Genomic DNA, 24759 nt, shown 5'->3' on the forward strand with positions numbered 1-24759 from the left:
TGGAGAAACGTCGTGAAGCGACCCGCGCTCATAATGGTTTGTCTGTTACTACAGGCGTGCTCAGCCACCACCGAAGGTTTGGGGCATTCGCTGTGGGATAGCGTATTTGGGACTCCCGGCGTACAGATGACGGATGATGAAATCCAAAATATGCCTTACGCCAGCCAGTATATGCAGCTCAACGGTGGTCCCCAGCTGTTTGTGGTACTCGCGTTTGCGGAAAACGGACAGCAGAAATGGGTGACTCAGGATCGGGCCATTCTCGTGACGCAACATGGGCGACTGGTGAAAACACAGCTCGACGGAGACAACCTCATCGAGGTGAATAATCTGGCTGCCGACCCGCTCAGTAAGCCCAATCAGATAGTCGATGGCGCAACGTGGTCCCGTACGATGGGCTGGACCGAGCATCAGCAGGCGCGCTATGCCACCGCCCGCTCGGTTTTCACATGGGATGACGCTGACACCATCAAGGTCGGCAGCGATGAAACGCCGGTACGCATCCTCGATGAAGACGTCACCACCGAACAAACGCGTTGGCATAACCGTTACTGGGTAGACAGTGACGGCATGATTCGCCAGTCAGAACAGTATCTTGGCGCAAGTTTATTCCCGGTGAAAACTACGCTGATTAAGGCGGCAAAATCATGATGAAACGAATGATTACCGCGCTTTCCTTCAGCCTGTGCGCGGCATCTGTTTTTGCTGCGGGCAGTGTAAAAGTGATCACGACAGGCAGCACCGAAGCAAAAACGCTGACCGGCGCGGAGCATTTGGTCGATCTGGTGGGTCAACCGAAGCTGGCGAATAGCTGGTGGCCAGGTGCGGTGATTGGCGAAGAGCGGGCAAAGGCTGAGGCACAACGTCAGCAGCAGGCATTACTGGATCGTCTGGCGACGTTGAGTGCTGGAGAAAGCGGTGATGATGCCGCGGCTATCAACGCGTTACGCCAGCAAATTCAGGCGCTGAAGGTGACCGGCAGACAGACGATTAATCTCGACCCGGATGTTGTACGCGTCAGCGAGCGAGGCAACCCGCCGCTGCAGGGCAATTACACGCTGTGGGTTGGGCCGCAGCCCACGGATATCACGCTGTTGGGTTTGCTAAGCCACCCGGGTAAACAGCCGTTTATACCCGGACGTGATGTTGCCAGCTATCTCGATGGGCAGCATCGGCTCAGCGGCGCGGATCGTAGCTACGCCTGGGTTGTCTATCCCAACGGACGCACACAAAAAGTGCCGGTCGCCTACTGGAACAAACGTCACATTGAGCCGATGCCCGGCAGCATCATTTTTGTCGGGCTGTCGGACTCTGTCTGGAGCAGCACCCCGGATGAAATCAATGCCGACATTCTTCGCACCCTGACCCAGCGGATACCCGAATAATGAGAAAAACTTATCTGCTCAGCCTGTTGGCGCTGGGGATCAGTGCGGCCTGTCACGGTGAAACGTATCCTGCGCCGATTGGTCCTTCCCAGTCTGATTTTGGCGGCGTGGGGCTGCTGCAAACCCCAACCGCACGCATGGCGCGTGAGGGCGAAATGAGCCTTAACTACCGCGATAACGATCAGTACCGCTACTACTCCGCGTCGGTGCAACTGTTCCCGTGGCTGGAAACGACCCTGCGCTATACCGATGTGCGCACCAAAAAATACAGCAGCGTGGAGTCGTTTTCAGGCGATCAGACATACAAGGATAAGGCGTTCGACCTGAAGTTGCGGTTGTGGGAAGAGAGCTACTGGATGCCGCAGGTGGCAGTTGGCGCGCGCGATATAGGCGGAACGGGCCTGTTTGATGCGGAGTATATTGTGGCGAACAAAGCCTGGGGACCGTTTGATTTCTCGCTCGGTCTCGGCTGGGGATACCTCGGGACCAGCGGCAACGTCAGCAATCCATTTTGTTCATACAGCGATAAATTCTGTCATCGCGATAACAGCTACAAGCAGGCGGGTTCCATTGACGGCAGCCAGATGTTCCACGGCCCGGCATCGCTGTTTGGCGGCGTAGAGTATCAGACTCCCTGGCAGCCGCTGCGCCTGAAGCTGGAGTACGAGGGAAATAATTATCAGCAGGATTTTGCGGGCAAGCTGGATCAGAAGAGCAAGTTTAACGTCGGCGCTATTTATCGCGTCACCGATTGGGCCGACGTTAACCTCAGCTATGAGCGCGGCAATACCTTTATGTTTGGGGTCACGCTGCGGACTAACTTTAACGATCTGCGACCACACTATAACGACAACGCCCGCCCGAAATATCAGCCGCAGCCGCAGGATGCCATCCTGCAACATTCGGTGGTGGCGAATCAGCTAACGCTGCTGAAATATAATGCCGGGCTGGCGGATCCTAAAATCCAGGTGCAGGGCGATACGCTGTATGTAACAGGCGAACAGGTGAAATACCGTGACTCGCGCGAGGGGATCGAGCGTGCCAACCGGATCGTGATGAACGATCTTCCCGACGGGATCCGCACGATCCGTATTACGGAAAATCGCCTTAACTTGCCGCAGGTGACGACCGAAACGGATGTTTCCAGCCTGAAGCGCCATCTGGAAGGCGAGCCGTTGGGCCATGAGACTCAACTGGCGCAAAAACGCGTTGAGCCCGTAGTGCCGAAAACGACCGAGCAGGGCTGGTATATCGATAAGTCGCGCTTCGATTTCCACATCGATCCGGTGCTTAACCAGTCGGTAGGCGGCCCGGAAAATTTCTATATGTATCAGTTGGGCGTGATGGGCACGGCAGATTGGTGGGTGACCGATCATCTGCTGACCACCGGGAGTTTGTTCGCCAACCTCGCCAATAACTATGACAAGTTTAACTACACCAACCCGCCGCAGGATTCGCATTTACCGCGGGTGCGTACCCATGTGCGTGAGTATGTACAGAACGACGTCTACGTGAATAACCTGCAGGCCAATTACTTCCAGTCACTCGGGAACGGGTTTTACGGACAGGTTTACGGCGGCTATCTGGAGACCATGTATGGCGGGGCGGGCGCGGAAGTATTGTACCGTCCATTGGACAGCAACTGGGCGTTTGGCATTGACGCCAACTACGTGAAACAGCGTGACTGGCGTAGCGCACAGGACATGATGAAATTCACCGACTACAGCGTGAAGACCGGGCATTTGACGGCTTACTGGAATCCTTCGTTTGCTCAGGATGTTCTGGTGAAAGCCAGCGTGGGGCAATATCTGGCGGGGGATAAGGGCGGCACGCTGGAAATTGCGAAACGCTTCGATAGCGGCGTGGTTGTTGGCGGTTATGCGACTATCACTAATGCCTCGCCGGATGAGTACGGCGAGGGTGATTTTACTAAAGGGGTGTACGTTTCCGTGCCGCTGGATCTGTTCTCGTCAGGCCCAACCCGCAGTCGCGCGGCGATAGGCTGGACACCGTTAACGCGTGATGGCGGTCAGCAGCTAGGGCGTAAGTTCGGTCTGTACGATATGACCAGTGACAGGAGTGAGAATTTTCGGTGATGTGAATGTTGATCGCCCGGTGGCGCTACGCTTACCGGGCATCCGGCAAGAACCGTCATGCGAACAAAATATAAACAAAAAATGTAGATCTCTGTCACATTTTTGCGTTATACAGGAACCTCGCCACTGAGTAAGAGGTGCTGTTATGACGTCGCTATCTCGTCCCCGCGTGGAGTTTATCTCCACCATCTTGCAGACCGTGCTGAATCTGGGGCTGCTGAGTCTGGGCCTGATCCTGGTCGTATTCCTCGGGAAAGAAACGCTGCATCTGGCAGATGTGCTGTTCGCGCCGGAACAAACCAGCAAATATGAGCTGGTGGAAGGACTGGTGGTTTACTTTCTGTATTTTGAATTTATCGCGTTGATTGTGAAGTACTTTCAGTCAGGGTTTCACTTTCCTTTGCGCTACTTTGTCTATATCGGGATCACTGCGATTGTGCGGTTGATCATTGTCGATCATAAAGCGCCGATGGATGTGCTGATCTATTCTGCTGCGATCCTGCTGCTGGTGATCACCCTGTGGCTGTGTAATTCCAAACGGCTGAAGCGAGAGTAAAAAAAACAACACGCCGTTGGGGCGGCGTGTTGCAGGTCAGGATTACTGCGCAGAGGCAGGCTGGGTTTTCTCTGCGGCGGGTTCCCACAGTTCTTCAAGTTCTTCCAGTGTTTTGCCTTTGGTTTCCGGCACGAACTTCCACATGAACAGCGCCGCCAGGATGCCCATACAACCGTAGATCCAGTAGGAGAAACCGTTGTGGAAATGGGAAACCAGCCAGGAGTTTTTGTCCATCATTGGGAAGGTCCAGGAGACGAAGTAGTTCGCCAGCCACTGGGCCGCAACTGCAATGGCGAGCGCTTTACCGCGAATCGCATTCGGGAAGATTTCTGCCAGCAACACCCAACAAACCGGTCCCCAGGACATGGCGAATGCCGCGACATAAAATAGCATCGACAGCAGCGCCACCAGGCCGGAAGCCTGCGTATAAAATGCAGTACCGAGACTGAACATACCGATGGCCATGCCCAGAGCGCCAATGATCTGCAGCGGTTTGCGACCAAATTTGTCCACCGTCATGATAGCCAGCACGGTGAAGCTCAGGTTGATCACGCCGACAATAATGGTCTGCAATAACGCCACATCGGTGCTGGCCCCAAGCGTTTTGAAGACTTCCGGTGCGTAGTACAGCACGACGTTAATACCGACAAACTGCTGGAAGATGGATAACATCACGCCGATAACGATCACGCCTGCACCAAACATCAACAGGCGACCACCGGTTTTGCGCCCATGCTCGAGTGACTGATTAATCTCCTGCATGGCCTGAGTGGCGAGAGTGCTACCCATAATCTTGCGCAGAATACCTTCTGCTTGTTCGTGTCTGCCACGCGCCATCAGCCAACGTGGGCTTTCTGGTACGGTATACAGCAGCAGTAAAAACAGCAGGGCGGGGATACTTTCGGAGGCAAACATATATCGCCAGCCATCGGTATTCAGCCAGTTGGCGTCGCCTGAACGGGCAATAAAATAGTTAACGCAATACACCAGTAACTGGCCAAAAATAATCGCGAATTGGTTAAAGGAAACCAATTTCCCACGAATATGTGCCGGAGCCAGCTCAGCAATATACATAGGTGAGAGCATTGAGGCTAAACCTACGCCAATACCACCGATGATGCGATAAATAACGAATTCGGGGACGTATCCTGCTAAATAAACAGGCACAGCATTATCGGGGTTAATGGTGGTGAAACCTAATTCTGGCCATGCGGATCCGATGCCGGAAATAAAAAATAACAGCGCAGCGATTTTCAGCGAATCCCGGCGACCAAAGCGGTTACTACAATACCCGCCCAGCGCACCGCCGATGATGCAGCCAATCAACGCACTGGCGACGCAAAAACCCAACAATGAGTTGGCGGCGGATTCACTTAAGTGTTGTGGAGCGACAAATACGGTATTTAAGGATTCTACCGTTCCGGATATGACCGCAGTGTCGTAACCGAATAATAGTCCTCCTAAAGTTGCGACTAATGTAATCGAAAAAATATAACTGGAATTATATTGAGTGTTCATTCAGACCTGCCTTAGAGGGTACAGCTCTTTTGATCAGTGCTGTGATGGTGAATTTAACAGGCAGGGAAGACAATTATCATTTTTTACATTGCAATTACGTTTTGTCTTTTCTGTGATCTTAATTCCGTTTAATTAGTTTATTTCCAGACGAAAAATAGAATTGCAGTGATGGAGAGCACGAAAGGAAATAATCATAACGGTAATGCAAAATAACATAAAAAAAGGGCGCTCCGTAGAGCGCCGAATAACAGTCACAGGTTGGGATAACATAAGTTGAGGGTTGCAGTGGCATTGCCCGTTGCCGGGCGGGGTAACACAACTACTTTGATGAAACTTAACCTTTCACACCACCCGCGGTCAGGCCGTTGACCAGCCAGCGCTGCGCCAGCAGGAATACCAGCGTGATCGGAATGGCGGAAAGTACAGCTGCGGCGGCAAAGTCGCCCCACAAATAGTTCTGTGGATTGAGGTACTGCTGCATACCTACCGCGAGGGTATAGCTGTTCACATCACGCAGCAGCAGTGACGCGACCGGGACTTCGGTAATAGCGGCAATGAACGACAGAATAAATACCACCGCCAGAATCGGAACGGAAAGCGGTAGCAGCACCAGGCGGAATGCCTGCCACGGCGTTGCGCCATCCAGCGCGGCCGCTTCTTCCAGCGAACCGTCGATGGTTTCGAAATAACCCTTAATCGTCCATACATGCAGTGCAATACCGCCAAGATAGGCGAAGATCACGCCGCCGTGCGTGTTCAGGCCGATAAACGGAATGTACTGGCCCAGGCGGTCAAACAACGCGTACAGGGCGACCAGAGACAGTACTGCCGGGAACATCTGGAAAATCAGCATCCCTTTCAGCAGGGTTGCTTTACCCGGGAAACGCATACGGGCAAAGGCGTAAGCACAGGTGGTGGAAAGCGTCACGATACCAATCGCGGTAATGGTGGCCACCTTCACTGAGTTCCACAGCCACAGCAGTACCGGGAACGGCGGCGGCGTCACACGGCCATCTGCGTGCTCAACGCTAAAGCCCAGCGCCAGTTTCCAGTGTTCCCAGGAGATGTTTTCCGGGATCAGGCTACCGGTGGCGAAGTTACCTTCGCGCAGCGAAATAGCAATGACCATCAGCAGCGGGAACATGATCGCCGCGATGAAAATCAGTAGCAGAAGGTGCGTGGTCAATAAACGTAGCTTCTGAGATTTGGGTTGGACCATAGCCATATTCCGTGCCCTCCTTAGTCGAATTTCATTCGTGTGGCTTTCAGGTTAACAATCGCCAGCGCACCCACCAGCAGGAAGATCAGCGTGGCAATCGCCGCTGCCAGACCGAAGTCCTGTCCGCCGCCGCCTTCGAAGGCGATACGGTAGGTGTAGCTCACGAGCAGGTCGGTATAGCCGGCTGGCGTGGTGGTGCCAAGTCGGTCCGGGCCACCGTTGGTCAACAGCTGAATCAGCACGAAGTTGTTAAAGTTAAAAGCAAAGCTGGCAATCATCAGCGGCGTTAGCGGCTTAATCAGCAGCGGTAGCGTTATCTTAAAGAAGTTCTGGAACGGGCCTGCGCCATCCATCGCCGAGGCTTCATACAGATCGTCAGGAATTGCTTTCAGCAGACCCATGCACAGGATCATCATGTACGGATAACCGAGCCAGGTGTTGACGATAATAATCATCGAACGTGCGGTGGTTGGGTCGCTGAACCAGGCCGGTTTGATACCAAACAGTGCGCTCAGCATCATGTTGATTTCACCAAAGCTCTGGTTGAATAAGCCCTTGAAAATCAGAATCGAGATAAACGACGGTACGGCATACGGAAGAATCAGCAGGACACGGTAAATCGCTTTGCCTTTGAGAGACTCCCACTGTACGAGACAGGCCAGCACCATCCCCACAGCAACGGTGAGGATCACTGTCAGAACGGAGAAGACCACCGTCCAGACAAAGATGGCGAAAAACGGTTTCTGGATGCCTTCGTCGGTAAACACGCGGGTGAAGTTATCCCAGCCGATGGCAACGGTATAGCCTGGACTGAGTTTTTCGCTACCCCAGCTACCGTCAGCGTTAATCGCCTGATAGTAACCAATATCGTTATTGGCGCGGTATTTTACGCCGCTCTGGTTATTGGTGAGCGTGCCGTCGTCAGCGAGGGTATAGAGCGGTTGCGTGCCGGAAAACTGGCGCAGTGAACTCATGATCACTTTGCTTTCATCCGGCAGGATAGCGGTCAATTGGTTTAGCGCCTGGCGATTCTGGGTGATGATGCGCAGCGTCCCACGTTCGCCCGCTGGTAAGGCATCCGTTTCTTTTAGTTGCAGTTTCTGTTCGCCGCCAAATTTGAAGGCATCGGAAACATAATTTTTGCCGGTTTCACCGTCGGTGAGCGCCAGTTGCCACTCCGTACCCGCCGGATACAGACCGAAGTTGTAGGTTTTACCAGCCTGATACGAACGATCCATCAGGACTTCCTGAGCACGTTCAAAGGTCAGCTGGTTGGTGCTGCTGTAGTTGGTAAAGGCAATTGCGATGGTGCAAACCAATGGAAACAGAACAAACAGCCCCATACCAGCGACGCCAGGATAAACATAACGCCAGGCATAGGTTTTACGGTTAGCGAAAATATACAGGCCAGCAGAGCTTAAAATCAGCGTCATGATGGCAAACAGGTACTCCCCCTGAGCATACATCAAAACAACAAGGTAACCGACCAGCAGCCCAAGCAGACCTATCACTGACCATTTAAGCCGGTCGCTTTGCCACCAGTGTTTCTTTTTAATGACATCCATGGGGATCTTCCTCTTTACGCTTTATCCTTCGCACTACCTCTTTGTTGGCTGCGGAAGCGCACCCCAGTCACTTACTTATGTAAGCTCCTGGGGATTTGCCTCCTTGCCGCCTCGATGTAGCGCGAATGATTTCGCGTAACAACGTATTCAATAAACCTGATTCCCTAAGAAATAAGGGAAACCGTATTACTTGGTGATACGACCTTGTGCATCTTTCAGCGCGGCATCGACGGTCTGACGGCCGCTGGCTGCGTTGATCACTGCGGTACGAACGGCATACCAGAATGCGGACATCTGCGGGATGTTCGGCATGATTTCGCCTTTCTGGGCGTTATCCATGGTGGCGGCGATGCGTGGATCTTTTGCTAATTGATCCTGGAAGGATTTCAGCGCCACGGCACCCAGCGGTTTGTCCTTGTTCACTTCATCCAGACCCTGGTCGGTCAGCAGGTAGTTTTCGAGGAACTCTTTCGCCAGTTCTTTGTTCGGGCTGGCGGCGTTAATACCGGCGCTCAGTACCCCAACAAACGGTTTAGACGCTTTGCCTTTGAAGGTTGGCAGCAGCGTTACGCCGTAGTTAATTTTGCTCTTGTCGATGTTCGACCACGCCCACGGACCGTTGATGGTCATCGCCGTTTCGCCCTTGTTGAAGGCCGCTTCTGCGATGGAGTAGTCGGTATCCGCGTTCATGTGTTTGTTCTTGATAAGGTCAACCAGGAAGGTCAGACCCGCTTTCGCGCCAGCGTTGTCCACGCCCACGTCTTTCACGTCATATTTGCCGTTTTCAAACTTGAACGCGTAACCGCCGTCGGCAGCAATCAGCGGCCAGGTGAAGTACGGTTCTTGCAGGTTGAACATCAGCGCAGATTTACCCTTCGCCTTCAGTGTCTTATCCAGCGCTGGGATCTCTTCCCAGGTTTTTGGTGGATTTGGCACGAGGTCTTTGTTGTAAATCAGCGACAGCGCTTCAACCGCGATTGGGTAAGCAATCAGTTTGCCGTTGTAGCGTACGGCATCCCAGGTGAACGGGTAGAGTTTGTCCTGGAACGCTTTATCCGGGGTGATTTCAGCCAGCAGGCCAGACTGCGCGTAGCCGCCAAAGCGGTCATGTGCCCAGAAGATGATGTCCGGGCCATCACCGGTCGCGGCAACCTGCGGGAATTTTTCTTCTAGTTTGTCCGGGTGCTCAATGGTGACTTTGATCCCGGTGTCTTTCTCGAATTTTTTGCCCACTTCAGCGAGGCCGTTGTAGCCTTTATCGCCGTTAATCCAGATAACCAGCTTACCTTCTTCAATCTTGGCGAGAGCCGAGGCGGAGAACATCATCGTCGTCAATGCGGACAATGCGAGGATGCGTGCGCCAGTTTTGATTTTCATAGTTCCCATCCTGTTTGGTGATTTTGCAGAGGTGGCTTAACGGTGACTAGTTTCTTTATACGACAACCTCTTTCCATCCTCCTTACCCCTACGCCCCACCCATTCTTTATGTGATCTGTGTTACATAAATGTGAGTAATGCGTACTGGCGCACATAAAAACCCACTGATTTTTGCAAGCGACATCACGAAATTCCTCCACGGCGTACAGCCAGGGTCTCAGACGCTGCTCTCTCATCCTCCCGCCTCCTCCCCCATAAAAAAGCCGGGGGGTGGAGGATTCACGCCGTTAAGGGATAACGCATAGTCAATCCATCAATGAATGTTGCTGTCGATGACAGGTTGTAACGAAGGGAGAAGGGCATGGCGAGCGTACAGCTGCGAAATGTAACGAAAGCCTGGGGTGACGTGGTGGTATCGAAAGATATCAATCTCGACATTCACGAAGGGGAATTCGTGGTGTTTGTCGGACCGTCAGGCTGTGGTAAGTCAACCTTGCTGCGTATGATCGCCGGACTTGAAACCATCACCAGTGGTGATTTGTTTATCGGGGAGACCCGGATGAATGACATTCCGCCCGCCGAACGTGGCGTGGGGATGGTCTTCCAGTCCTATGCGCTGTATCCCCATTTGTCCGTCGCCGAAAACATGTCGTTCGGCCTCAAGCTGGCAGGTGCCAAAAAAGAGGTGATGAACCAGCGTGTTAATCAGGTCGCAGAAGTGCTGCAACTGGCCCATCTGCTGGAGCGCAAACCCAAAGCGCTCTCTGGTGGACAACGTCAGCGTGTGGCGATTGGCCGAACGTTGGTTGCAGAGCCGCGAGTCTTTCTGTTGGACGAACCGCTGTCAAACCTCGATGCCGCACTGCGCGTCCAGATGCGCATTGAAATCTCCCGCCTGCATAAGCGTCTTGGCCGCACGATGATTTACGTCACCCACGATCAAGTCGAAGCGATGACCCTGGCCGACAAAATTGTGGTGCTGGATGCCGGCCGCGTCGCGCAGGTAGGTAAACCCCTGGAGCTGTACCACTACCCGGCTGACCGCTTTGTTGCCGGGTTTATTGGTTCGCCAAAGATGAATTTCCTGCCGGTGAAAGTGACGGCAACGGCGATCGATCAGGTTCAGGTTGAGCTGCCTAACCGCCAGCAAATATGGCTACCAGTGGAAAGCCGTGCGGTGCAGGTCGGCGCCAATATGTCTTTAGGTATCCGCCCGGAACATCTGCTGCCCAGCGATATTGCTGATGTCACCCTCGAAGGTGAAGTACAGGTAGTCGAGCAGCTTGGTCACGAAACACAAATCCATATCCAGATCCCCGCCATCCGTCAGAACCTGGTTTACCGCCAGAACGACGTGGTGTTGGTAGAAGAGGGTGCCACATTCGCTATCGGCCTGCCGCCAGAGCGTTGCCATCTGTTCCGTGAGGATGGCACTGCATGTCGTCGGTTGCATCAAGAGCCGGGCGTTTAAGGTATCCCATTAAAAAAAAGCGCAAAACCGTCAAGGTGAAGCGTTTAAAGAAAAGCAATGATCTCAGGAGATAGAACGATGATTACTCTGCGCAAACTTCCTCTGGCGGTTGCTGTGGCAGCAGGCATTATGTCTGTTCAGGCAATGGCTGTCGATTTCCATGGTTATGCTCGTTCCGGTATCGGCTGGACGGGTAGTGGCGGCGAACAACAATGTTTCCAGGCAACCGGTGCCCAAAGTAAATACCGTCTCGGTAACGAATGTGAAACCTATGCCGAAATTAAGCTGGGCCAGGAAGTGTGGAAAGAAGGCGATAAGAGCTTCTACTTCGACACTAACGTTGCCTACTCTGTTGCACAGCAGAATGACTGGGAAGCGACCGATCCTGCTTTCCGCGAAGCCAACGTGCAGGGTAAAAACCTGATTGAATGGCTGCCGGGTTCCACCATCTGGGCCGGTAAACGTTTCTATCAGCGTCATGACGTCCATATGATCGACTTCTACTACTGGGATATTTCAGGTCCTGGTGCCGGTATTGAAAACATCGATCTGGGCTTTGGTAAGCTGTCTCTGGCCGCAACCCGTTCTCAGGAAGCGGGTGGTTCTTACACCTTCAGTAGCCAGAATATCTACGACACATCCAAAGATACCGCGAACGACGTATTCGACATGCGTTTAGCGCAGATGGCCATTAACCCGGACGGCATGCTGGAGCTGGGTGTTGACTACGGTCGTGCGAATAAAACTGACGGTTATAGCTACGCGGATAGCGCTTCTAAAGATGGCTGGATGTTCACTGCAGAACATACTCAGAGCATGCTGAAGGGCTATAACAAGTTTGTGGTTCAGTATGCAACTGACGCGATGACCACGCAGGGTAAAGGTGGCTCGCAGGGTACTTACGGTTCAACCTTCGATACCCAGGCAACACCAAATGATCCCGTTATCCATCATGTAAACAACAACATCAATAACAACGGTAGCCTGGTGCGCGTACTTGACCACGGTGCTATCTCTCTGGGCGACAAGTGGGACCTGATGTACGTCGGTATGTATCAGAATATCGACATGGATAACGACCTGGGTACTGAATGGTACACCGTGGGTATTCGTCCGATGTACAAATGGACGCCAATCATGAGCACCCTGATGGAAGTCGGCTACGACAACGTCAAATCTCAACAGACTGGCGATCGCAACAGCCAATACAAAATCACCCTGGCGCAACAGTGGCAGGCAGGCGACAGCATCTGGTCTCGTCCGGCAATCCGCGTCTTTGCAACCTATGCCAAATGGGATGAAGAATGGGGCTACGTGAAAAACGGAGATAAGGTCTCTAAATATGCTGCTGCAACCAACTCCGGTATCAGCACAACCAGCCGTGGCGATAGCGACGAGTGGTCCTTCGGTGCCCAGATGGAAATCTGGTGGTAATCCAGCATTAACCTGACGTAATGACCTAAAGAGGGGCGTAAGCCCCTCTTACTTACGGTTTAGCGCGCTATTGCCTGGCCACCGCTGAACCCATGCTATCTGAGGTGATAACAATGAAAATGAAGAAAAGTCTCGTTGCCCTTTGTTTATCGGCAGGGTTATTTGCCAGCGTTCCCGGAATCAGCCTGGCCGATGTGAATATCGTTCCGCAGGACACCGCAGCTGCACCGTCGATTCCGACGGCTGCGTTGCAACAACTGGCCTGGACGCCCGTCGACCAATCGAAAACCCAGTCAACCCCGTTGGCGACAGCGGGACAGCGTCTGGACATTGCCGGTATTAGCGGCCCGGTTGCCGCCTATAGCGTACCGGCCAATATTGGTGAACTGACCCTGACGCTGAGCAGTGAAGTTAACCAACAAACCAGCGTATTTGCGCCAAACGTTTTAATTCTTGATCAGAACATGACGCCATCTGCGTTCTTCCCCAGCAGCTACTTTACCTACCAGGCACCGGGTGTGATGAGTGCGGATCGCCTGGAAGGGGTGATGCGTCTGACGCCAGCGCTGGGACAGCAGAAGCTTTATGTTCTGGTCTTTACTACTGATAAAGATCTCCAACAGACCACCACGCTGCTTGACCCGGCGAAAGCGTATGCCAAGGGCGTGGGCAATGCTGTTCCGGATATTCCGGATCCGATTGCCCGCCATACTACCGATGGTCTGGTGAAACTGCAGGTGAAAACTAACAGCACCTCCAGCGTGCTGGTTGGGCCGCTGTTTGGCTCCTCTGGCCCGGGTCCGGTGACGGTGGGTAATACCGCTGCACCTGCGGTGGCCTATGCAGCCCCGGCTGCCGCGGTAGCCGCACCGGCACCGCAACCGGTGAAGAAAAGCGAGCCGATGCTGAATGACACTGAGAACTATTTTAACCAGGCGATTAAGGATGCCGTGGCGAAAGGTGATGTTGATAAAGCGCTGAAGCTGCTTGATGAAGCTGAACGTCTGGGATCCAAATCTGCCCGTTCCACCTTTATCAGCAGTGTAAAAGGCAAGGGGTAACCATCTCCCCACATTGTTGATTTTGCAACAACTGGTGCGTCTCCTGGCGCACCTTTTTTTATCCTTCGATGCTACTTGTTACACTTATGTTGCCCTACCGATCACTTAATCGTGTTTGCTCACCCCGCAAAGCCTTTTCTGCGATACAATGCCTTCAGGTTATGAATCGGAGAGTAAGGCATGCCACACCCCGCGTTAACGCAACTGCGTGCTCTGCGTTATTTTGATGCGATCCCGTCGCTTGACCCTCAATTGCTCGACTGGTTGTTACTGGAAGATTCGATGACCAAACGTTTTGAGCAGCAGGGAAAACAGGTCACCGTAACATTGATACGAGAAGGATTCGTTGGGCAAAATGAGGTCGCTGAAGAGTTGACGCTGCTGCCGGCAGAATCCCGCTATTGGTTGCGGGAAATCCTGTTATGCGCGGATGGTGAGCCATGGCTTGCCGGGCGGACCGTGGTGCCTGAATCCACCTTGTGCGGCCCCGAACTGGCTTTACAAAATCTGGGGAAAACCCCGCTCGGGCGCTATCTGTTTACATCATCGACATTGACCCGCGATTTTATTGAGATTGGCCGCGATGCAGCGCTGTGGGGGCGTCGTTCCCGCCTGCGGCTGAGCGGTAAGCCGCTGATGCTTACCGAGCTTTTTTTGCCTGCATCGCCGTTGTACTGAGAGGAAGATAAAGATGGAGTGGAGTCTGACGCAGAGTAAGCTGCTGGCGTTTCACCGCTTGATGCGTACGGATAAGCCAATTGGCGCCTTACTGCTGCTCTGGCCGACGCTGTGGGCGCTGTGGGTAGCGACCCCTGGTGTACCGCAATTATGGATACTGGCGGTGTTTGTCGCCGGTGTGTGGCTGATGCGCGCTGCCGGATGCGTGGTGAATGATTATGCCGACAGGAAATTTGACGGACACGTCAAACGGACCGCAAACCGGCCGCTGCCGAGCGGTGCAGTCACGGAGAAAGAGGCCCGAACACTGTTTGTTGTGCTGGTGTTGCTCGCCTTTCTGTTGGTTCTGACTCTTAACACGATGACGATTTTGTTGTCCGTTGCCGCGTTAGCACTGGCGTGGGTTTATCCCTTCATGAAACGCTATACGCACCTGCCGCAGGTGGTGCTGGGGGCGGCGTTTGGCTGGTCTATTCCCATGGCGTTCGCCGCCGTCAGTGAATCTGTACCGCTGAGCTGCTGGTTGATGTTCCTCGCCAACATTCTCTGGGCGGTGGCGTATGACACGCAGTATGCGATGGTTGATCGTGATGACGATCTGAAGATTGGCATTAAATCGACCGCCATTCTGTTTGGCCAAAACGATAAGCTGATTATTGGCATTCTGCAGGTCGGTGTGCTGGCGCTGATGGCGATGGTGGGGTGGTTAAACGGGTTGGGGCTGGGCTATTACTGGTCACTGCTGGTGGCGGGCGCGCTGTTTGTGTATCAGCAGAAACTGATTGTCGATCGTGAACGGGATGCCTGCTTTAAAGCGTTTATGAACAATAACTATGTGGGGCTGGTACTGTTCTTAGGGCTGGCGATGAGCTACTGGCACCTTTGAGTTTGGCTTAGCCTGCAAAATAAAAACCGGTCATTTCGACCGGTTCTTTTATGCTTACTCGCCCTGCGTTGCGCTTTCGATGGTCAGACGCACATCGGACGTGACCAGCTCGGCCAGCATCTGATAGATCTTCATCGTCTCTTCCGGTTCGGCATCACCGGTATCGCTGATGTAGCCCTCGTCACGCAGCGTCAGCACCAGGGAGCTGAACACGGCTTTATCGAAGAACTCAGGCGCGTTGATACCGTGCAGCACGGAAAGACGTTGTGCCACGGTGCGGCTCTCTTTCTCCAGGGTACTGCGGTTGATGGATGGGTTCGCACTCAGCAGCCAGAAGGTAATGGCATAGCGCTGTAGCGTTTCACGCGCGCCCGCAGCCAACAGCTGCAGCGTGCGAGAATGAACCGGGTTGATATGCAGCTCATCGTTCTGCAGGGTTATCAGACCCTGACGTTGCATTTCGTTGGCCAGCTCGTCAATTACCCCGGCAAGCTCATCACGCTCCCAACGCAGGAACAACTCGGCTTTCAGCATCGGGTACAGCGCTTCAATATGCTGCTGCAATGCGGCGCGTGAAATCCGACGGTGCTGAGTCACGATGGCTGCCATCAACGAAGGCAGAACCAGCATGTGCGCAATGTTGTTGCGGTAGTAGGTCATCAGTACCGCCTGCTCGCGCGGCAGAATGATGATGTCGCCGATGGTGTCTTTCTCAACCTCAAACTTGTTCATCTGCAAGGCGTGGTCGATCAGTTCACTGGCGCTCTGCGCGGGAACGGTTGAGTCCGTCGCGTACGGCACGTTGCGCAGCAGGCTCAGGTAGCAGTCGAGCTGCTCGGTTAACTGTTCACGGGTCAGAGAGCGCTGGCGGGAAGCCAACAGCGCGGTACAACACAGGTTCATGGCGTTGGCCGCGCCTGCGTTGTTAATGCGCACCATCAGATCGGCAGCAATGTTATTCACCGTCGGCGTCAGCCAGGCCGGACGGATAGACTCGATAGGATCGATAGATTCACGCCACTCCGGCACATGCTGGTTGAGGTAAGTCATCAGCGGCATTGGTTCGCCAAAGTTAACGTAGCCCTGACCCAGATTACGCAGCTTGCTTAAGCCACGCAGCATTTGCGGCAGACTCTCTTTTTCTTTCGTCGCGCCACGCAGCTCTTTGGCGTAGGTGCCCACCTCCATTACGTGCTCGTAGCCGATGTAGATCGGTACGAGGGTAATCGGACGCGTACCGCCGCGCAGCATCGCCTGAATGGTCATCGACAGAGTGCCGGTTTTCGGGTCGAGCAGACGGCCGGTACGCGACCGCCCACCTTCGACAAAGTACTCAACCGAATAGCCGCGGCTGAACAACTCGCCCAGGTATTCGCGGAATACGGTGGAATAGAGCTTATTGCCTTTAAACGTACGACGAATAAAGAATGCGCCCAGACGGCGGAAAATCGGACCTGCCGGCCAGAAGTTCAGGTTGATCCCTGCCGCGATATGCGGTGGAACCAGTCCCTGATGGTACAGAACGTACGACAGCAGCATGTAGTCCATATGGCTGCGGTGGCACGGCACATAGACGATTTCATGTCCGTCGTGCGCCAGTTGGCGTACGCGCTCCGCATTATGAACGTTAATCCCCTGATACAGACGGTTCCAGGTAAAGCCCAGAATACGGTCCGTCAAACGGATCATTTCGTAGGAGAAGTTGGCGGCAATCTCTTCCATCAATGCGATAGCGTTTTGCTGCGCTTTTTCATGGGAGATTTTTTTGCTGCGTGCTTCATCTTCCACCGCGCGTGCGATGGCTTTTGAGGCCAGCAGTTTATTAAACAGATCCTGGCGGGCAGGAAGGCGAGGGCCAACCGCCGCTAAGCGCTGGCGGGCAAAGTGCATACGCGCCACGCGTGCCAGTTTCTGCGCGATGGTTTTATCTGTGCCGTGTTCGTCTGCCATGCGGCGCAGGGAGACGGAAGGTGAGAAGCGGACAAAACTGTCGCGGCCCAGCCAGGACACAGCAAAGAATTTCTGTACGCCATTCAGCATGCGCAGTGGTGGATTGACTTCGCCTTTCTCGCGCCCAGGAGCACGGCCAAACATCACAGACACCGGCACCATCTGAACATCCAGATCGGGGTTGCTGCGATGTAAGTCGAGATAGTTATGGAACAACTTGATGGACTCTTCTTTTGGCGTGTAATAGGTGAATACACGCGGGCCGCCGTGTATAAACACGTAGCGCGGCAGCAAAGTCCCGTCTATCTCCAGCGGTTCCAGGGGATCAGGGAGGTCGTGCACCAGGCATTGGGCACGCAGCGTCAGCAAGTCAGCTTTTGAGTTGTACGGTAAGACGTACATAATGGGACGAGAGGTATCGAGTCCCAATTCCGGGGCGGGTTCCGCCGGGATAGACTTGCTTTTTACCAGGATGCTTAATGGTAAATTCAGTAATTTGTAGTAAATTCGTGGCCAGCCGGACATAAACGATGTAAAGCCTCTGGTTAATAATGCAAATGCGCTGCAAGGATATCAGAAAGTTTAGTGAATTTCTGTGGTATCCCGTCATACTTCGCGCAGCTTTGCTTATGCCCTGAAACAAACAGGGTAACGATGCAATAATACTCACGCTAATAATGTAAAAAGGTTCTTTTGATGGCCAATAATACCACTGGATTCACTCGGATTATCAAAGCAGCAGGCTATTCCTGGCAAGGTTTCCGCGCAGCATGGATCAATGAGGCGGCATTTCGTCAGGAAAGCGTTGCCGTACTGTTGGGGGTAGCAATTGCCTGCTGGCTGGACGTTGACGCGATTACCCGCGTACTGCTGATTGGTTCGGTGATGCTGGTGATGATCGTTGAAATTCTGAATAGCGCCATTGAGGCGGTTGTCGACCGAATTGGTTCTGAGTATCACGAGCTTTCTGGTCGGGCGAAAGATATGGGATCGGCTGCGGTATTGCTTTCTATTTTTGTCGCTGTGATCACCTGGGGCATCCTGTTGTGGTCGCATTTGCGATAAAGATTCCACAACTTCATAAATCTCCTGTTTTTTGTGCAGTTTGCGGTTCCAAATTCGCCTTTAGCTGTATATACTCACAGCATAACTGTATATACACCCAGGGGGCGGAATGAAAGCGTTAACGGCCAGGCAGCAAGAGGTGTTTGATCTCATTAGAGATCACATCAGCCAGACAGGTATGCCACCGACGCGTGCGGAGATCGCGCAGCGTTTGGGGTTCCGTTCCCCAAACGCGGCTGAAGAACACCTGAAAGCACTGGCGCGTAAAGGTGTGCTGGAAATCGTTTCTGGCGCATCGCGTGGTATTCGCCTGCTGCAGGAAGAAGAGGAAGGCTTACCGCTTGTCGGTCGTGTGGCGGCCGGTGAGCCACTTCTGGCACAGCAGCACATCGAAGGCCATTACCAGGTTGACCCATCACTGTTCAAACCGAACGCCGACTTTCTGCTGCGCGTCAGCGGTATGTCGATGAAAGATATCGGGATTATGGATGGCGATTTACTGGCTGTGCATAAAACGCAGGACGTGCGTAACGGCCAGGTTGTTGTTGCCCGTATTGATGATGAAGTCACGGTTAAGCGCCTGAAAAAGCAGGGTAACAAGGTTGAACTTCTGCCGGAAAACAGTGAATTTAAACCTATCGTTGTCGATCTGCGCGAGCAAAACTTCACCATTGAAGGGTTGGCTGTCGGCGTAATTCGTAACGGTGAATGGCTGTAATGATCTGCTGATTTCCTGTCGGCCGGAAAGGGCGTTTACGCTGCTCTCCGGCAAATTGCCCGATGATGCTACGCTTATCGGGCCTACAAAAACGCGTTAATTTCTTTTCAGGCTCTTTTCCATGCCTTTCTTTACCTCCTCTGATAAAGCACTCTGGCACCTTGCCTTACCGATGATTTTCTCCAACATCACTGTTCCACTGCTGGGGCTGGTGGATACCGCAGTGATTGGTCATCTGGATAGCCCGGTCTATCTGGGTGGCGTTGCTGTCGGCGCAACAGCGACCAGTTTTCTCTTTATGCTGCTGCTGTTTTTACGCATGAGTACCACCGGCCTGACGGCCCAGGCGTTCGGTGCGAAAAATCCTCAGGCGCTAGCGCGCGCGCTGGTACAACCGCTGATACTGGCGCTGGGAGCGGGGCTGCTTATCGCGCTGTTTCGCATGCCGATTATCGATTTAGCGCTGCATATTGTCGGGGGAAGTGAAGCGGTACTGGAACAAGCCCGGCGTTTCCTGGAAATCCGCTGGCTAAGCGCGCCCGCCTCACTGGCCAATCTGGTGCTGCTCGGCTGGTTGCTTGGCGTACAATATGCGCGTGCGCCGGTTATCCTGCTGATTGTCGGCAATATTCTCAACATTGCGCTCGATTTATGGCTGGTGATGGGCCTGCATATGAACGTGCAGGGTGCAGCACTGGCGACGGTGATTGCCGAATATGCCACGCTGCTTATCGGTCTGATGATGGTGCGCAAAGTCCTGCATTTGCGCGGAGTTTCGCTGGCAATGCTGAAGCAGGCGTGGCGTGGCAACTTCCGCCGTTTGCTGGCGCTCAACCGTGACATCATGCTGCGTTCGCTGCTGTTGCAACTCTGCTTTGGTGCTATCACGGTACTCGGGGCTCGCCTCGGTAGCGATGTCATTGCGGTCAATGCCGTTCTGATGACCCTGCTGACGTTCACTGCCTATGCGCTGGACGGGTTTGCCTATGCCGTGGAAGCGCACTCTGGCCAGGCCTATGGGGCACGCGATGGTAGCCAGTTGCTGGATGTCTGGCGGGCGGCCTGCCGGCAGTCGGGTATTGTTGCCGTCTTGTTTTCGATGGTTTATGCCCTGTTCGGCGAGCAGATTGTGGCGCTGCTGACCTCGCTGCCGCAAATCCAACACCTGGCCGATCGCTATCTTTTCTGGCAGGTGGTTTTGCCGCTGGTGGGTGTGTGGTGTTATCTGCTGGACGGCATGTTTATTGGCGCAACGCGTGCCGCAGAAATGCGCAACAGTATGGCCGTTGCCGCAGTGGGATTCGCCTTAACGCTCCTGACTTTACCGCTGCTGGGAAACCACGGCTTGTGGCTGGCGTTAACCGTTTTTCTCGCGCTGCGCGGGCTTTCACTGGCCTTCATCTGGCGACGTCACTGGCGTAATGGCACCTGGTTTGCCTGATGCCTATGGTTAAAAATTCCGAATAGTAAATAAAACCCAGAATCCCTGACTACACTTACTATCACGTCCAGCAAAAACAGCATGTATTCGGGCGCAGCACTCTCGCTATTCACAACCTAACGATGAGGACTTGATGATGAATAAAGACGAAGTCAGTGGTAACTGGAAACAGTTCAAAGGTAAAGTGAAAGAGCAATGGGGCAAACTGACCGATGATGATATGACGGTCATTGAAGGTAAACGCGACCAGCTGGTTGGTAAAGTCCAGGAACGATACGGGTACGCGAAAGATCAGGCGGAGAAAGAAGTTAAAGATTGGGAAAAACGCAACGATTACCGCTGGTAATTAACCCCTCCCTCCTGAGAGTACAAGGACGTACGCTCTTTTATTTACCGCCCGACTTTCTTTTTCACCTGAATGGTATGGTCATGCTGGCATTCGCCAGGATGGCGGCATGATTCAACTTCCACACATGCCGGACACAGGCCGTGGGCTTCAATCACATTATGGCGCAGAGCAAATCCCATTTTAGCTGCCAGCGTATGCATAATATCTTCCACGCCTTCCGCACACTCTTCTTTTACCACGCCACAGCGGTCGCAGATGAACATTGCGGAGCTGTGGGTTGGCTGATCGAACAGATGGCAAAGCACATAGCTGTTGGTTGACTCCACTTTGTGCACAAAACCTTGTTCAAGCAGAAAATCGAGCGCACGATAGACGGTAGGCGGCTTAGCCTGTGGTTCGGTTTCCCTTAACAGATCAAGCAGATCGTAAGCGCTGATTGCCCCTTCCTGCAGGCTCATCAGGCGCAGCACTTCGAGGCGCTGTGGCGTGAGCCGCACGTTACGTTGCGCACAGAGTTTTTCAGCTTGAGCCAATAACTCCTGCGTGGTGGTTTTGTCCATTTGGCGCCTCGATTTGCGTGGAAGGTTAATCCCTTACTTTATCATGTTCTGCTTAAAACGCCGAGATCCACCGCTGTGTGCTATACCTGACGCATCGCAACACTGGAAAATTAACATGAAAAGACCCGATTGTATTCGCCACTGGCGTGAAGTTGAGGGGCCTGATGACTCCACCTATCCAGGCAGCGATGAGCTTTTTTCTATTGGCGCGCCGCTGGCCCGCAGGTTGGGGTTAGGGCGATTAGGCATCCATCACGAACGTCTGCCGCCGGGTCGGCGTACTTCTTATCCACACGCTGAAAGTGATGAAGAAGAGTTCATCTACGTGCTGGAAGGGTACCCGGAAGCCTGGATAAATGGTTACTTATGGAAGCTGGAACCCGGCGACAGCGTTGGTTTTCCGGCAGGAACCGGTGTGTGCCACACTTTTATCAACAACACCAGTGACGAGGTGCGGCTGCTGGTCGTCGGTGAGGCGAACAAGAAGCATAACCGCATCTACTATCCACTCAATCCGGTCTATGCAGTCACGCGTGAAGATCGCTGGGTTGATCATCCTCCACAGTTTTTTGGTCCACACGACGGAAAACCTGGGCGGAAATGACAATCCACGCGAACGAAGGGCGCTATCCACGATGATGTGGCTCACTATCGCAACGGTCTATGCTATAGTAGCGCCCCTTTTTTAACCGGATGCTTGAATATTCGCCATGCTGCCTGAATCTCAGTCTACCGCTTTTCCCGCTCATCGTTTTTCTATCGCGCCGATGCTCGACTGGACGGACAGACACTGCCGCTACTTTTTGCGCCTGCTGTCCCGCCAGACGTTGCTCTATACGGAGATGGTAACCACCGGCGCGATCATTCATGGTAAAGGCGATTATCTGGCGTATAGCGAAGAAGAGCATCCGGTCGCATTGCAACTGGGCGGGAGCGATCCGGCGGCACTGGCGCAGTGCGCAAAGCTGGCTGAAGCACGAGGTTATGACGAGATTAACCTCAACGTCGGCTGCCCTTCCGATCGCGTACAAAACGGGATGTTTGGCGCTTGCCTGATGGGGAATGCGCAACTGGTCGCCGATTGCGTGAAGGCGATGCGCGATGTGGTGTCGATTCCGGTGACGGTGAAAACCCGTATCGGCATTGATGATCAGGACAGCTACGAATTCCTGTGTGACTTCATCAACACGGTCTCGGGTAACGGCGAATGTGAGATGTTTATCATCCACGCCCGCAAGGCCTGGCTGTCGGGGTTAAGCCCGAAAGAAAACCGCGAAATCCCACCGCTGGATTATGACCGTGTTTATCAGTTGAAGCGTGATTTCCCGCAGTTGACGATGTCGATTAACGGCGGAATTAAATCACTGGAAGAAGCAAAAACGCATCTGCAATATATGGACGGCGTAATGGTGGGCCGGGAAGCCTATCAAAACCCGGGGATTCTGGCGTCGGTCGACCGTGAAATTTTTGCTGCGACCACGCCGGATGCAGACCCTGTCGCCGTGGTGCGTGCCATGTATCCCTATATTGAGCGGGAGCTGAGTAAAGGTACGTATCTGGGGCATGTGACCCGCCACATGCTGGGGTTGTTCCAGGGAATTCCAGGCGCACGCCAATGGCGTCGTTATCTGAGTGAAAATGCGCATAAAGCCGGGGCCGATATTAACGTTCTGGAACACGCGCTGAAACTGGTGGCAGACAAGCGTTAAGTTTTCACCAAAAGTTAGTTAATTTCACCACGCCCTGCGCTTTGTCGCGGGGCATTTTCTTTATAAATCAATGCATTAATTTTGGCATGTTTCTTGTAATGCAATGGAGAGAATTTCATTTCGGGAGAGCGTCATGCTGGAACTACTTTTTGTGATTGGTTTTTTTATCATGCTGATGGTCACTGGCATATCACTGTTGGGCATCCTCGCCGCGCTGATGGTGGCGACGGCAGTAATGTTCCTCGGTGGGATGTTTGCGTTGATGATTAAACTGTTACCCTGGCTGTTACTGGCCGTTGCCGTAGTGTGGGTTATCAAGGCGATAAAAGCGCCAAAAGTCCCACAGTATCAGCGCAATAACCGCCGATTTTACTAAGGTATTGAGCGGTGCGTCACAACCTGCAACATTGCCTTTAGAACCAAATAGGAATTGATTATCAAATCTGTCACTATTGCGTGGTTAACGAATTCATCGAGCTGTACCCTACATACAGCCGAACTAAAAAAAGAAAGGGCTTCCCATGGGAAGCCCTAATTCTTTACTTCCCCGTCATAATTCAAACCGCAGGTGTGTTGGCTGCTTTCATTCACCCCAGTCACTTACTCCAGTAAGCTCCTGGGGATTCATTCAATTGCCGCCTTCCTGCAATTTGAATTATTTAGGGGAAGTCGAAGCATTATGGGATTAGCAAACTCGATCCCTGCGTGGCCCGGCTTTCCAGTGCTTCATGGGCCCGTTGTGCGTCACTTAACGCAAATTTCTGACCCGGCGCGACATCCACTTTGATCACCCCGCTGGCAATCAGCGAGAACAGCTCATTGCTGGCTTCGGTTAATTCATGATGGTTGGTGATGTAACCCTGCAGAGAAGGGCGCGTGACATACAGGGAGCCTTTCTGATTCAGAATACCTAAGTTAACGCCGGTTACCGGCCCGGAGGCGTTGCCAAAGCTGACCATCAATCCCCGGCGTTGCAGGCAATCCAGCGAGGCTTCCCAGGTATCTTTCCCCACCGAGTCATACACCACCCGTACTTTTTTTCCGCCGGTTATCTCTTTCACTCGCTCAACTATGCTTTCTTCACGATAGTTAATGACCTGCCATGCGCCGGCTTGCCGCGCAATTTGTGCCTTCTGCGCATTGCCGACAGTACCAATCAGCTTCGCGCCCAATGCTTTTGCCCACTGGCAGGCAATCATCCCGACGCCGCCCGCTGCTGCATGGAACAAGAAGGGTTCATCAGGCTGAATTTCATAGGTTTTACGTAACAGGTAAAACACGGTCAGCCCTTTCAGAAACGACGCGGCTGCCTGTTCAAACGAGATCGCATTGGGCAGGATGGCGGCTTTATCGGCCGGAACGTTATGCACTGAGCTGTAAGCGCCAAGCGCTGACTGCGCATACACCACGCGATCGCCAGCTTTAATGTGCGTCACTTTGCTCCCCACTTTGCTGACTACGCCGGCGGCTTCGGTTCCCAGACCGCTGGGCAGAGAAGGCGGTGGATAAAGACCACTGCGGATGTAAGTGTCGATATAGTTGATGCCAATCGCTTTGTTCTCGACCTGGATTTCGTTCTCTGCCGGATCTGCAGGCGTAAACTCGACGACCTGAAGCACTTCAGGACCACCATGCTTGTGAAATTCAATACGCGTTGCCATGCTTCCTCCAAAAGAAATGTGGTAATCTTTCGACCCAATCATTATCTCGGTAACTCCATT

23 protein-coding genes are annotated in these 24759 nt (G+C 53.3%); 16 read left to right on the top strand and 7 right to left on the bottom strand.

Going from position 1 to position 24759, the window contains the following annotated elements:
• The first annotated feature begins 12 nt into the window (after positions 1-12).
• The 4 genes from FDX24_RS12150 to psiE all read left to right on the top strand — a co-directional run bounded on the left by FDX24_RS12150 (position 13) and on the right by psiE (position 4037).
• Positions 13-651 (top strand): YjbF family lipoprotein, encoded by a 639-nt coding sequence (locus tag FDX24_RS12150; RefSeq protein WP_212732651.1) that lies wholly within the window; start codon positions 13-15, stop codon positions 649-651.
• A complete protein-coding gene (locus tag FDX24_RS12155) occupies positions 648-1385 on the top strand; it encodes a capsule biosynthesis GfcC family protein (protein ID WP_137364375.1) in 738 nt (245 codons plus the stop codon). Before FDX24_RS12150 ends, FDX24_RS12155 begins: the two co-directional genes overlap by 4 nt.
• Entirely contained in the window at positions 1385-3481 is a 2097-nt protein-coding gene (locus FDX24_RS12160; protein WP_115644067.1) for a YjbH domain-containing protein, read from the top strand. Before FDX24_RS12155 ends, FDX24_RS12160 begins: the two co-directional genes overlap by 1 nt.
• A gap of 145 nt (positions 3482-3626) precedes the next feature.
• Positions 3627-4037, top strand: coding sequence for a phosphate-starvation-inducible protein PsiE (psiE, locus tag FDX24_RS12165; RefSeq protein ID WP_003031674.1), 411 nt, complete (start codon positions 3627-3629; stop codon positions 4035-4037).
• Positions 4038-4079: 42 nt separating this feature from the next.
• Here the strand turns inward: psiE and xylE are convergent, their stop codons facing one another.
• From xylE to malE, 4 genes are all read right to left on the bottom strand, one after another.
• A complete protein-coding gene (gene xylE, locus FDX24_RS12170; RefSeq protein WP_003031675.1) occupies positions 4080-5555 on the bottom strand; it encodes a D-xylose transporter XylE in 1476 nt (491 codons plus the stop codon).
• 334 nt (positions 5556-5889) lie between these two features.
• On the bottom strand, positions 5890-6780 hold the full coding sequence (gene malG, locus FDX24_RS12175; protein WP_016155340.1) for a maltose ABC transporter permease MalG: 891 nt from the start codon (positions 6778-6780) through the stop codon (positions 5890-5892).
• A 14-nt stretch (positions 6781-6794) separates the two neighbouring features.
• On the bottom strand, positions 6795-8339 hold the full coding sequence (malF, locus tag FDX24_RS12180) for a maltose ABC transporter permease MalF (RefSeq protein ID WP_115644065.1): 1545 nt from the start codon (positions 8337-8339) through the stop codon (positions 6795-6797).
• A gap of 186 nt (positions 8340-8525) precedes the next feature.
• Positions 8526-9716 (bottom strand): maltose/maltodextrin ABC transporter substrate-binding protein MalE, encoded by a 1191-nt coding sequence (gene malE / locus FDX24_RS12185; RefSeq protein ID WP_048213937.1) that lies wholly within the window; start codon positions 9714-9716, stop codon positions 8526-8528.
• 361 nt (positions 9717-10077) lie between these two features.
• Here malE and malK point away from each other — a divergent pair, with 361 nt between their 5' ends.
• From malK to ubiA, 5 genes are all read left to right on the top strand, one after another.
• Entirely contained in the window at positions 10078-11187 is a 1110-nt protein-coding gene (gene malK / locus FDX24_RS12195) for a maltose/maltodextrin ABC transporter ATP-binding protein MalK (protein ID WP_005132674.1), read from the top strand.
• Between the two features lie 78 nt (positions 11188-11265).
• The gene (locus FDX24_RS12200) at positions 11266-12621 is read left to right on the top strand and encodes a maltoporin (RefSeq protein ID WP_048213936.1); all 1356 of its coding nucleotides are present in this window, start codon (positions 11266-11268) and stop codon (positions 12619-12621) included.
• A 113-nt stretch (positions 12622-12734) separates the two neighbouring features.
• On the top strand, positions 12735-13682 hold the full coding sequence (gene malM, locus FDX24_RS12205) for a maltose operon protein MalM (RefSeq protein WP_061067019.1): 948 nt from the start codon (positions 12735-12737) through the stop codon (positions 13680-13682).
• A 180-nt stretch (positions 13683-13862) separates the two neighbouring features.
• Entirely contained in the window at positions 13863-14360 is a 498-nt protein-coding gene (ubiC, locus tag FDX24_RS12210) for a chorismate lyase (RefSeq protein WP_048213934.1), read from the top strand.
• Positions 14361-14373: 13 nt separating this feature from the next.
• Positions 14374-15246 carry a 4-hydroxybenzoate octaprenyltransferase gene (ubiA, locus tag FDX24_RS12215; protein ID WP_048213933.1) on the top strand — a complete coding sequence of 291 codons (873 nt, stop codon included), beginning with the start codon at positions 14374-14376 and terminating at the stop codon, positions 15244-15246.
• 54 nt (positions 15247-15300) lie between these two features.
• Here the strand turns inward: ubiA and plsB are convergent, their stop codons facing one another.
• A complete protein-coding gene (plsB, locus tag FDX24_RS12220) occupies positions 15301-17721 on the bottom strand; it encodes a glycerol-3-phosphate 1-O-acyltransferase PlsB (protein WP_048213932.1) in 2421 nt (806 codons plus the stop codon).
• 171 nt (positions 17722-17892) lie between these two features.
• Here plsB and FDX24_RS12225 point away from each other — a divergent pair, with 171 nt between their 5' ends.
• The 4 genes from FDX24_RS12225 to FDX24_RS12240 all read left to right on the top strand — a co-directional run bounded on the left by FDX24_RS12225 (position 17893) and on the right by FDX24_RS12240 (position 20766).
• A complete protein-coding gene (locus FDX24_RS12225; RefSeq protein WP_048213931.1) occupies positions 17893-18261 on the top strand; it encodes a diacylglycerol kinase in 369 nt (122 codons plus the stop codon).
• A 109-nt stretch (positions 18262-18370) separates the two neighbouring features.
• Positions 18371-18979, top strand: a complete 609-nt coding sequence (lexA, locus tag FDX24_RS12230) for a transcriptional repressor LexA (protein ID WP_003826596.1) — start codon at positions 18371-18373, stop codon at positions 18977-18979.
• Between the two features lie 121 nt (positions 18980-19100).
• A complete protein-coding gene (gene dinF / locus FDX24_RS12235; protein WP_137364376.1) occupies positions 19101-20420 on the top strand; it encodes an MATE family efflux transporter DinF in 1320 nt (439 codons plus the stop codon).
• A gap of 136 nt (positions 20421-20556) precedes the next feature.
• On the top strand, positions 20557-20766 hold the full coding sequence (locus FDX24_RS12240; protein ID WP_005132658.1) for a CsbD family protein: 210 nt from the start codon (positions 20557-20559) through the stop codon (positions 20764-20766).
• A gap of 44 nt (positions 20767-20810) precedes the next feature.
• On the opposite strand, the gene zur is transcribed toward FDX24_RS12240, so the two are convergent.
• Positions 20811-21329 carry a zinc uptake transcriptional repressor Zur gene (gene zur / locus FDX24_RS12245; RefSeq protein WP_003031709.1) on the bottom strand — a complete coding sequence of 173 codons (519 nt, stop codon included), beginning with the start codon at positions 21327-21329 and terminating at the stop codon, positions 20811-20813.
• A 115-nt stretch (positions 21330-21444) separates the two neighbouring features.
• Between zur and FDX24_RS12250 the strand changes: the two genes are divergently transcribed.
• The 3 genes from FDX24_RS12250 to pspG all read left to right on the top strand — a co-directional run bounded on the left by FDX24_RS12250 (position 21445) and on the right by pspG (position 23414).
• Positions 21445-21933 (top strand): cupin domain-containing protein, encoded by a 489-nt coding sequence (locus FDX24_RS12250; protein ID WP_048213928.1) that lies wholly within the window; start codon positions 21445-21447, stop codon positions 21931-21933.
• Positions 21934-22039: 106 nt separating this feature from the next.
• The gene (gene dusA / locus FDX24_RS12255) at positions 22040-23038 is read left to right on the top strand and encodes a tRNA dihydrouridine(20/20a) synthase DusA (protein ID WP_048213927.1); all 999 of its coding nucleotides are present in this window, start codon (positions 22040-22042) and stop codon (positions 23036-23038) included.
• Between the two features lie 133 nt (positions 23039-23171).
• On the top strand, positions 23172-23414 hold the full coding sequence (gene pspG / locus FDX24_RS12260) for an envelope stress response protein PspG (protein WP_048213926.1): 243 nt from the start codon (positions 23172-23174) through the stop codon (positions 23412-23414).
• 301 nt (positions 23415-23715) lie between these two features.
• On the opposite strand, the gene FDX24_RS12265 is transcribed toward pspG, so the two are convergent.
• Positions 23716-24699, bottom strand: a complete 984-nt coding sequence (locus FDX24_RS12265) for a quinone oxidoreductase (protein WP_137364377.1) — start codon at positions 24697-24699, stop codon at positions 23716-23718.
• Between the last annotated feature and the right edge of the window lie 60 nt (positions 24700-24759).

It is taken from the genome of Citrobacter sp. wls716, assembly GCF_005280975.1.
GTDB classification, from domain to species: Bacteria; Pseudomonadota; Gammaproteobacteria; order Enterobacterales; family Enterobacteriaceae; genus Citrobacter; species Citrobacter youngae.

Bases quoted from the DNA above. Each gene is read 5' to 3' on its own strand.
- FDX24_RS12155 (WP_137364375.1), top strand. From the start codon at position 648: ATGATGAAACGAATGATTACCGCGCTTTCCTTCAGCCTGTGCGCGGCA.
- FDX24_RS12160 (WP_115644067.1), top strand. From the start codon at position 1,385: ATGAGAAAAACTTATCTGCTCAGCCTGTTGGCGCTGGGGATCAGTGCG.
- psiE (WP_003031674.1), top strand. From the start codon at position 3,627: ATGACGTCGCTATCTCGTCCCCGCGTGGAGTTTATCTCCACCATCTTG.
- xylE (WP_003031675.1), bottom strand. From the start codon at position 5,555: ATGAACACTCAATATAATTCCAGTTATATTTTTTCGATTACATTAGTC.
- malG (WP_016155340.1), bottom strand. From the start codon at position 6,780: ATGGCTATGGTCCAACCCAAATCTCAGAAGCTACGTTTATTGACCACG.
- malF (WP_115644065.1), bottom strand. From the start codon at position 8,339: ATGGATGTCATTAAAAAGAAACACTGGTGGCAAAGCGACCGGCTTAAA.
- malE (WP_048213937.1), bottom strand. From the start codon at position 9,716: ATGAAAATCAAAACTGGCGCACGCATCCTCGCATTGTCCGCATTGACG.
- malK (WP_005132674.1), top strand. From the start codon at position 10,078: ATGGCGAGCGTACAGCTGCGAAATGTAACGAAAGCCTGGGGTGACGTG.
- FDX24_RS12200 (WP_048213936.1), top strand. From the start codon at position 11,266: ATGATTACTCTGCGCAAACTTCCTCTGGCGGTTGCTGTGGCAGCAGGC.
- malM (WP_061067019.1), top strand. From the start codon at position 12,735: ATGAAAATGAAGAAAAGTCTCGTTGCCCTTTGTTTATCGGCAGGGTTA.
- ubiC (WP_048213934.1), top strand. From the start codon at position 13,863: ATGCCACACCCCGCGTTAACGCAACTGCGTGCTCTGCGTTATTTTGAT.
- ubiA (WP_048213933.1), top strand. From the start codon at position 14,374: ATGGAGTGGAGTCTGACGCAGAGTAAGCTGCTGGCGTTTCACCGCTTG.
- plsB (WP_048213932.1), bottom strand. From the start codon at position 17,721: ATGTCCGGCTGGCCACGAATTTACTACAAATTACTGAATTTACCATTA.
- FDX24_RS12225 (WP_048213931.1), top strand. From the start codon at position 17,893: ATGGCCAATAATACCACTGGATTCACTCGGATTATCAAAGCAGCAGGC.
- lexA (WP_003826596.1), top strand. From the start codon at position 18,371: ATGAAAGCGTTAACGGCCAGGCAGCAAGAGGTGTTTGATCTCATTAGA.
- dinF (WP_137364376.1), top strand. From the start codon at position 19,101: ATGCCTTTCTTTACCTCCTCTGATAAAGCACTCTGGCACCTTGCCTTA.
- FDX24_RS12240 (WP_005132658.1), top strand. From the start codon at position 20,557: ATGAATAAAGACGAAGTCAGTGGTAACTGGAAACAGTTCAAAGGTAAA.
- zur (WP_003031709.1), bottom strand. From the start codon at position 21,329: ATGGACAAAACCACCACGCAGGAGTTATTGGCTCAAGCTGAAAAACTC.
- FDX24_RS12250 (WP_048213928.1), top strand. From the start codon at position 21,445: ATGAAAAGACCCGATTGTATTCGCCACTGGCGTGAAGTTGAGGGGCCT.
- dusA (WP_048213927.1), top strand. From the start codon at position 22,040: ATGCTGCCTGAATCTCAGTCTACCGCTTTTCCCGCTCATCGTTTTTCT.
- pspG (WP_048213926.1), top strand. From the start codon at position 23,172: ATGCTGGAACTACTTTTTGTGATTGGTTTTTTTATCATGCTGATGGTC.
- FDX24_RS12265 (WP_137364377.1), bottom strand. From the start codon at position 24,699: ATGGCAACGCGTATTGAATTTCACAAGCATGGTGGTCCTGAAGTGCTT.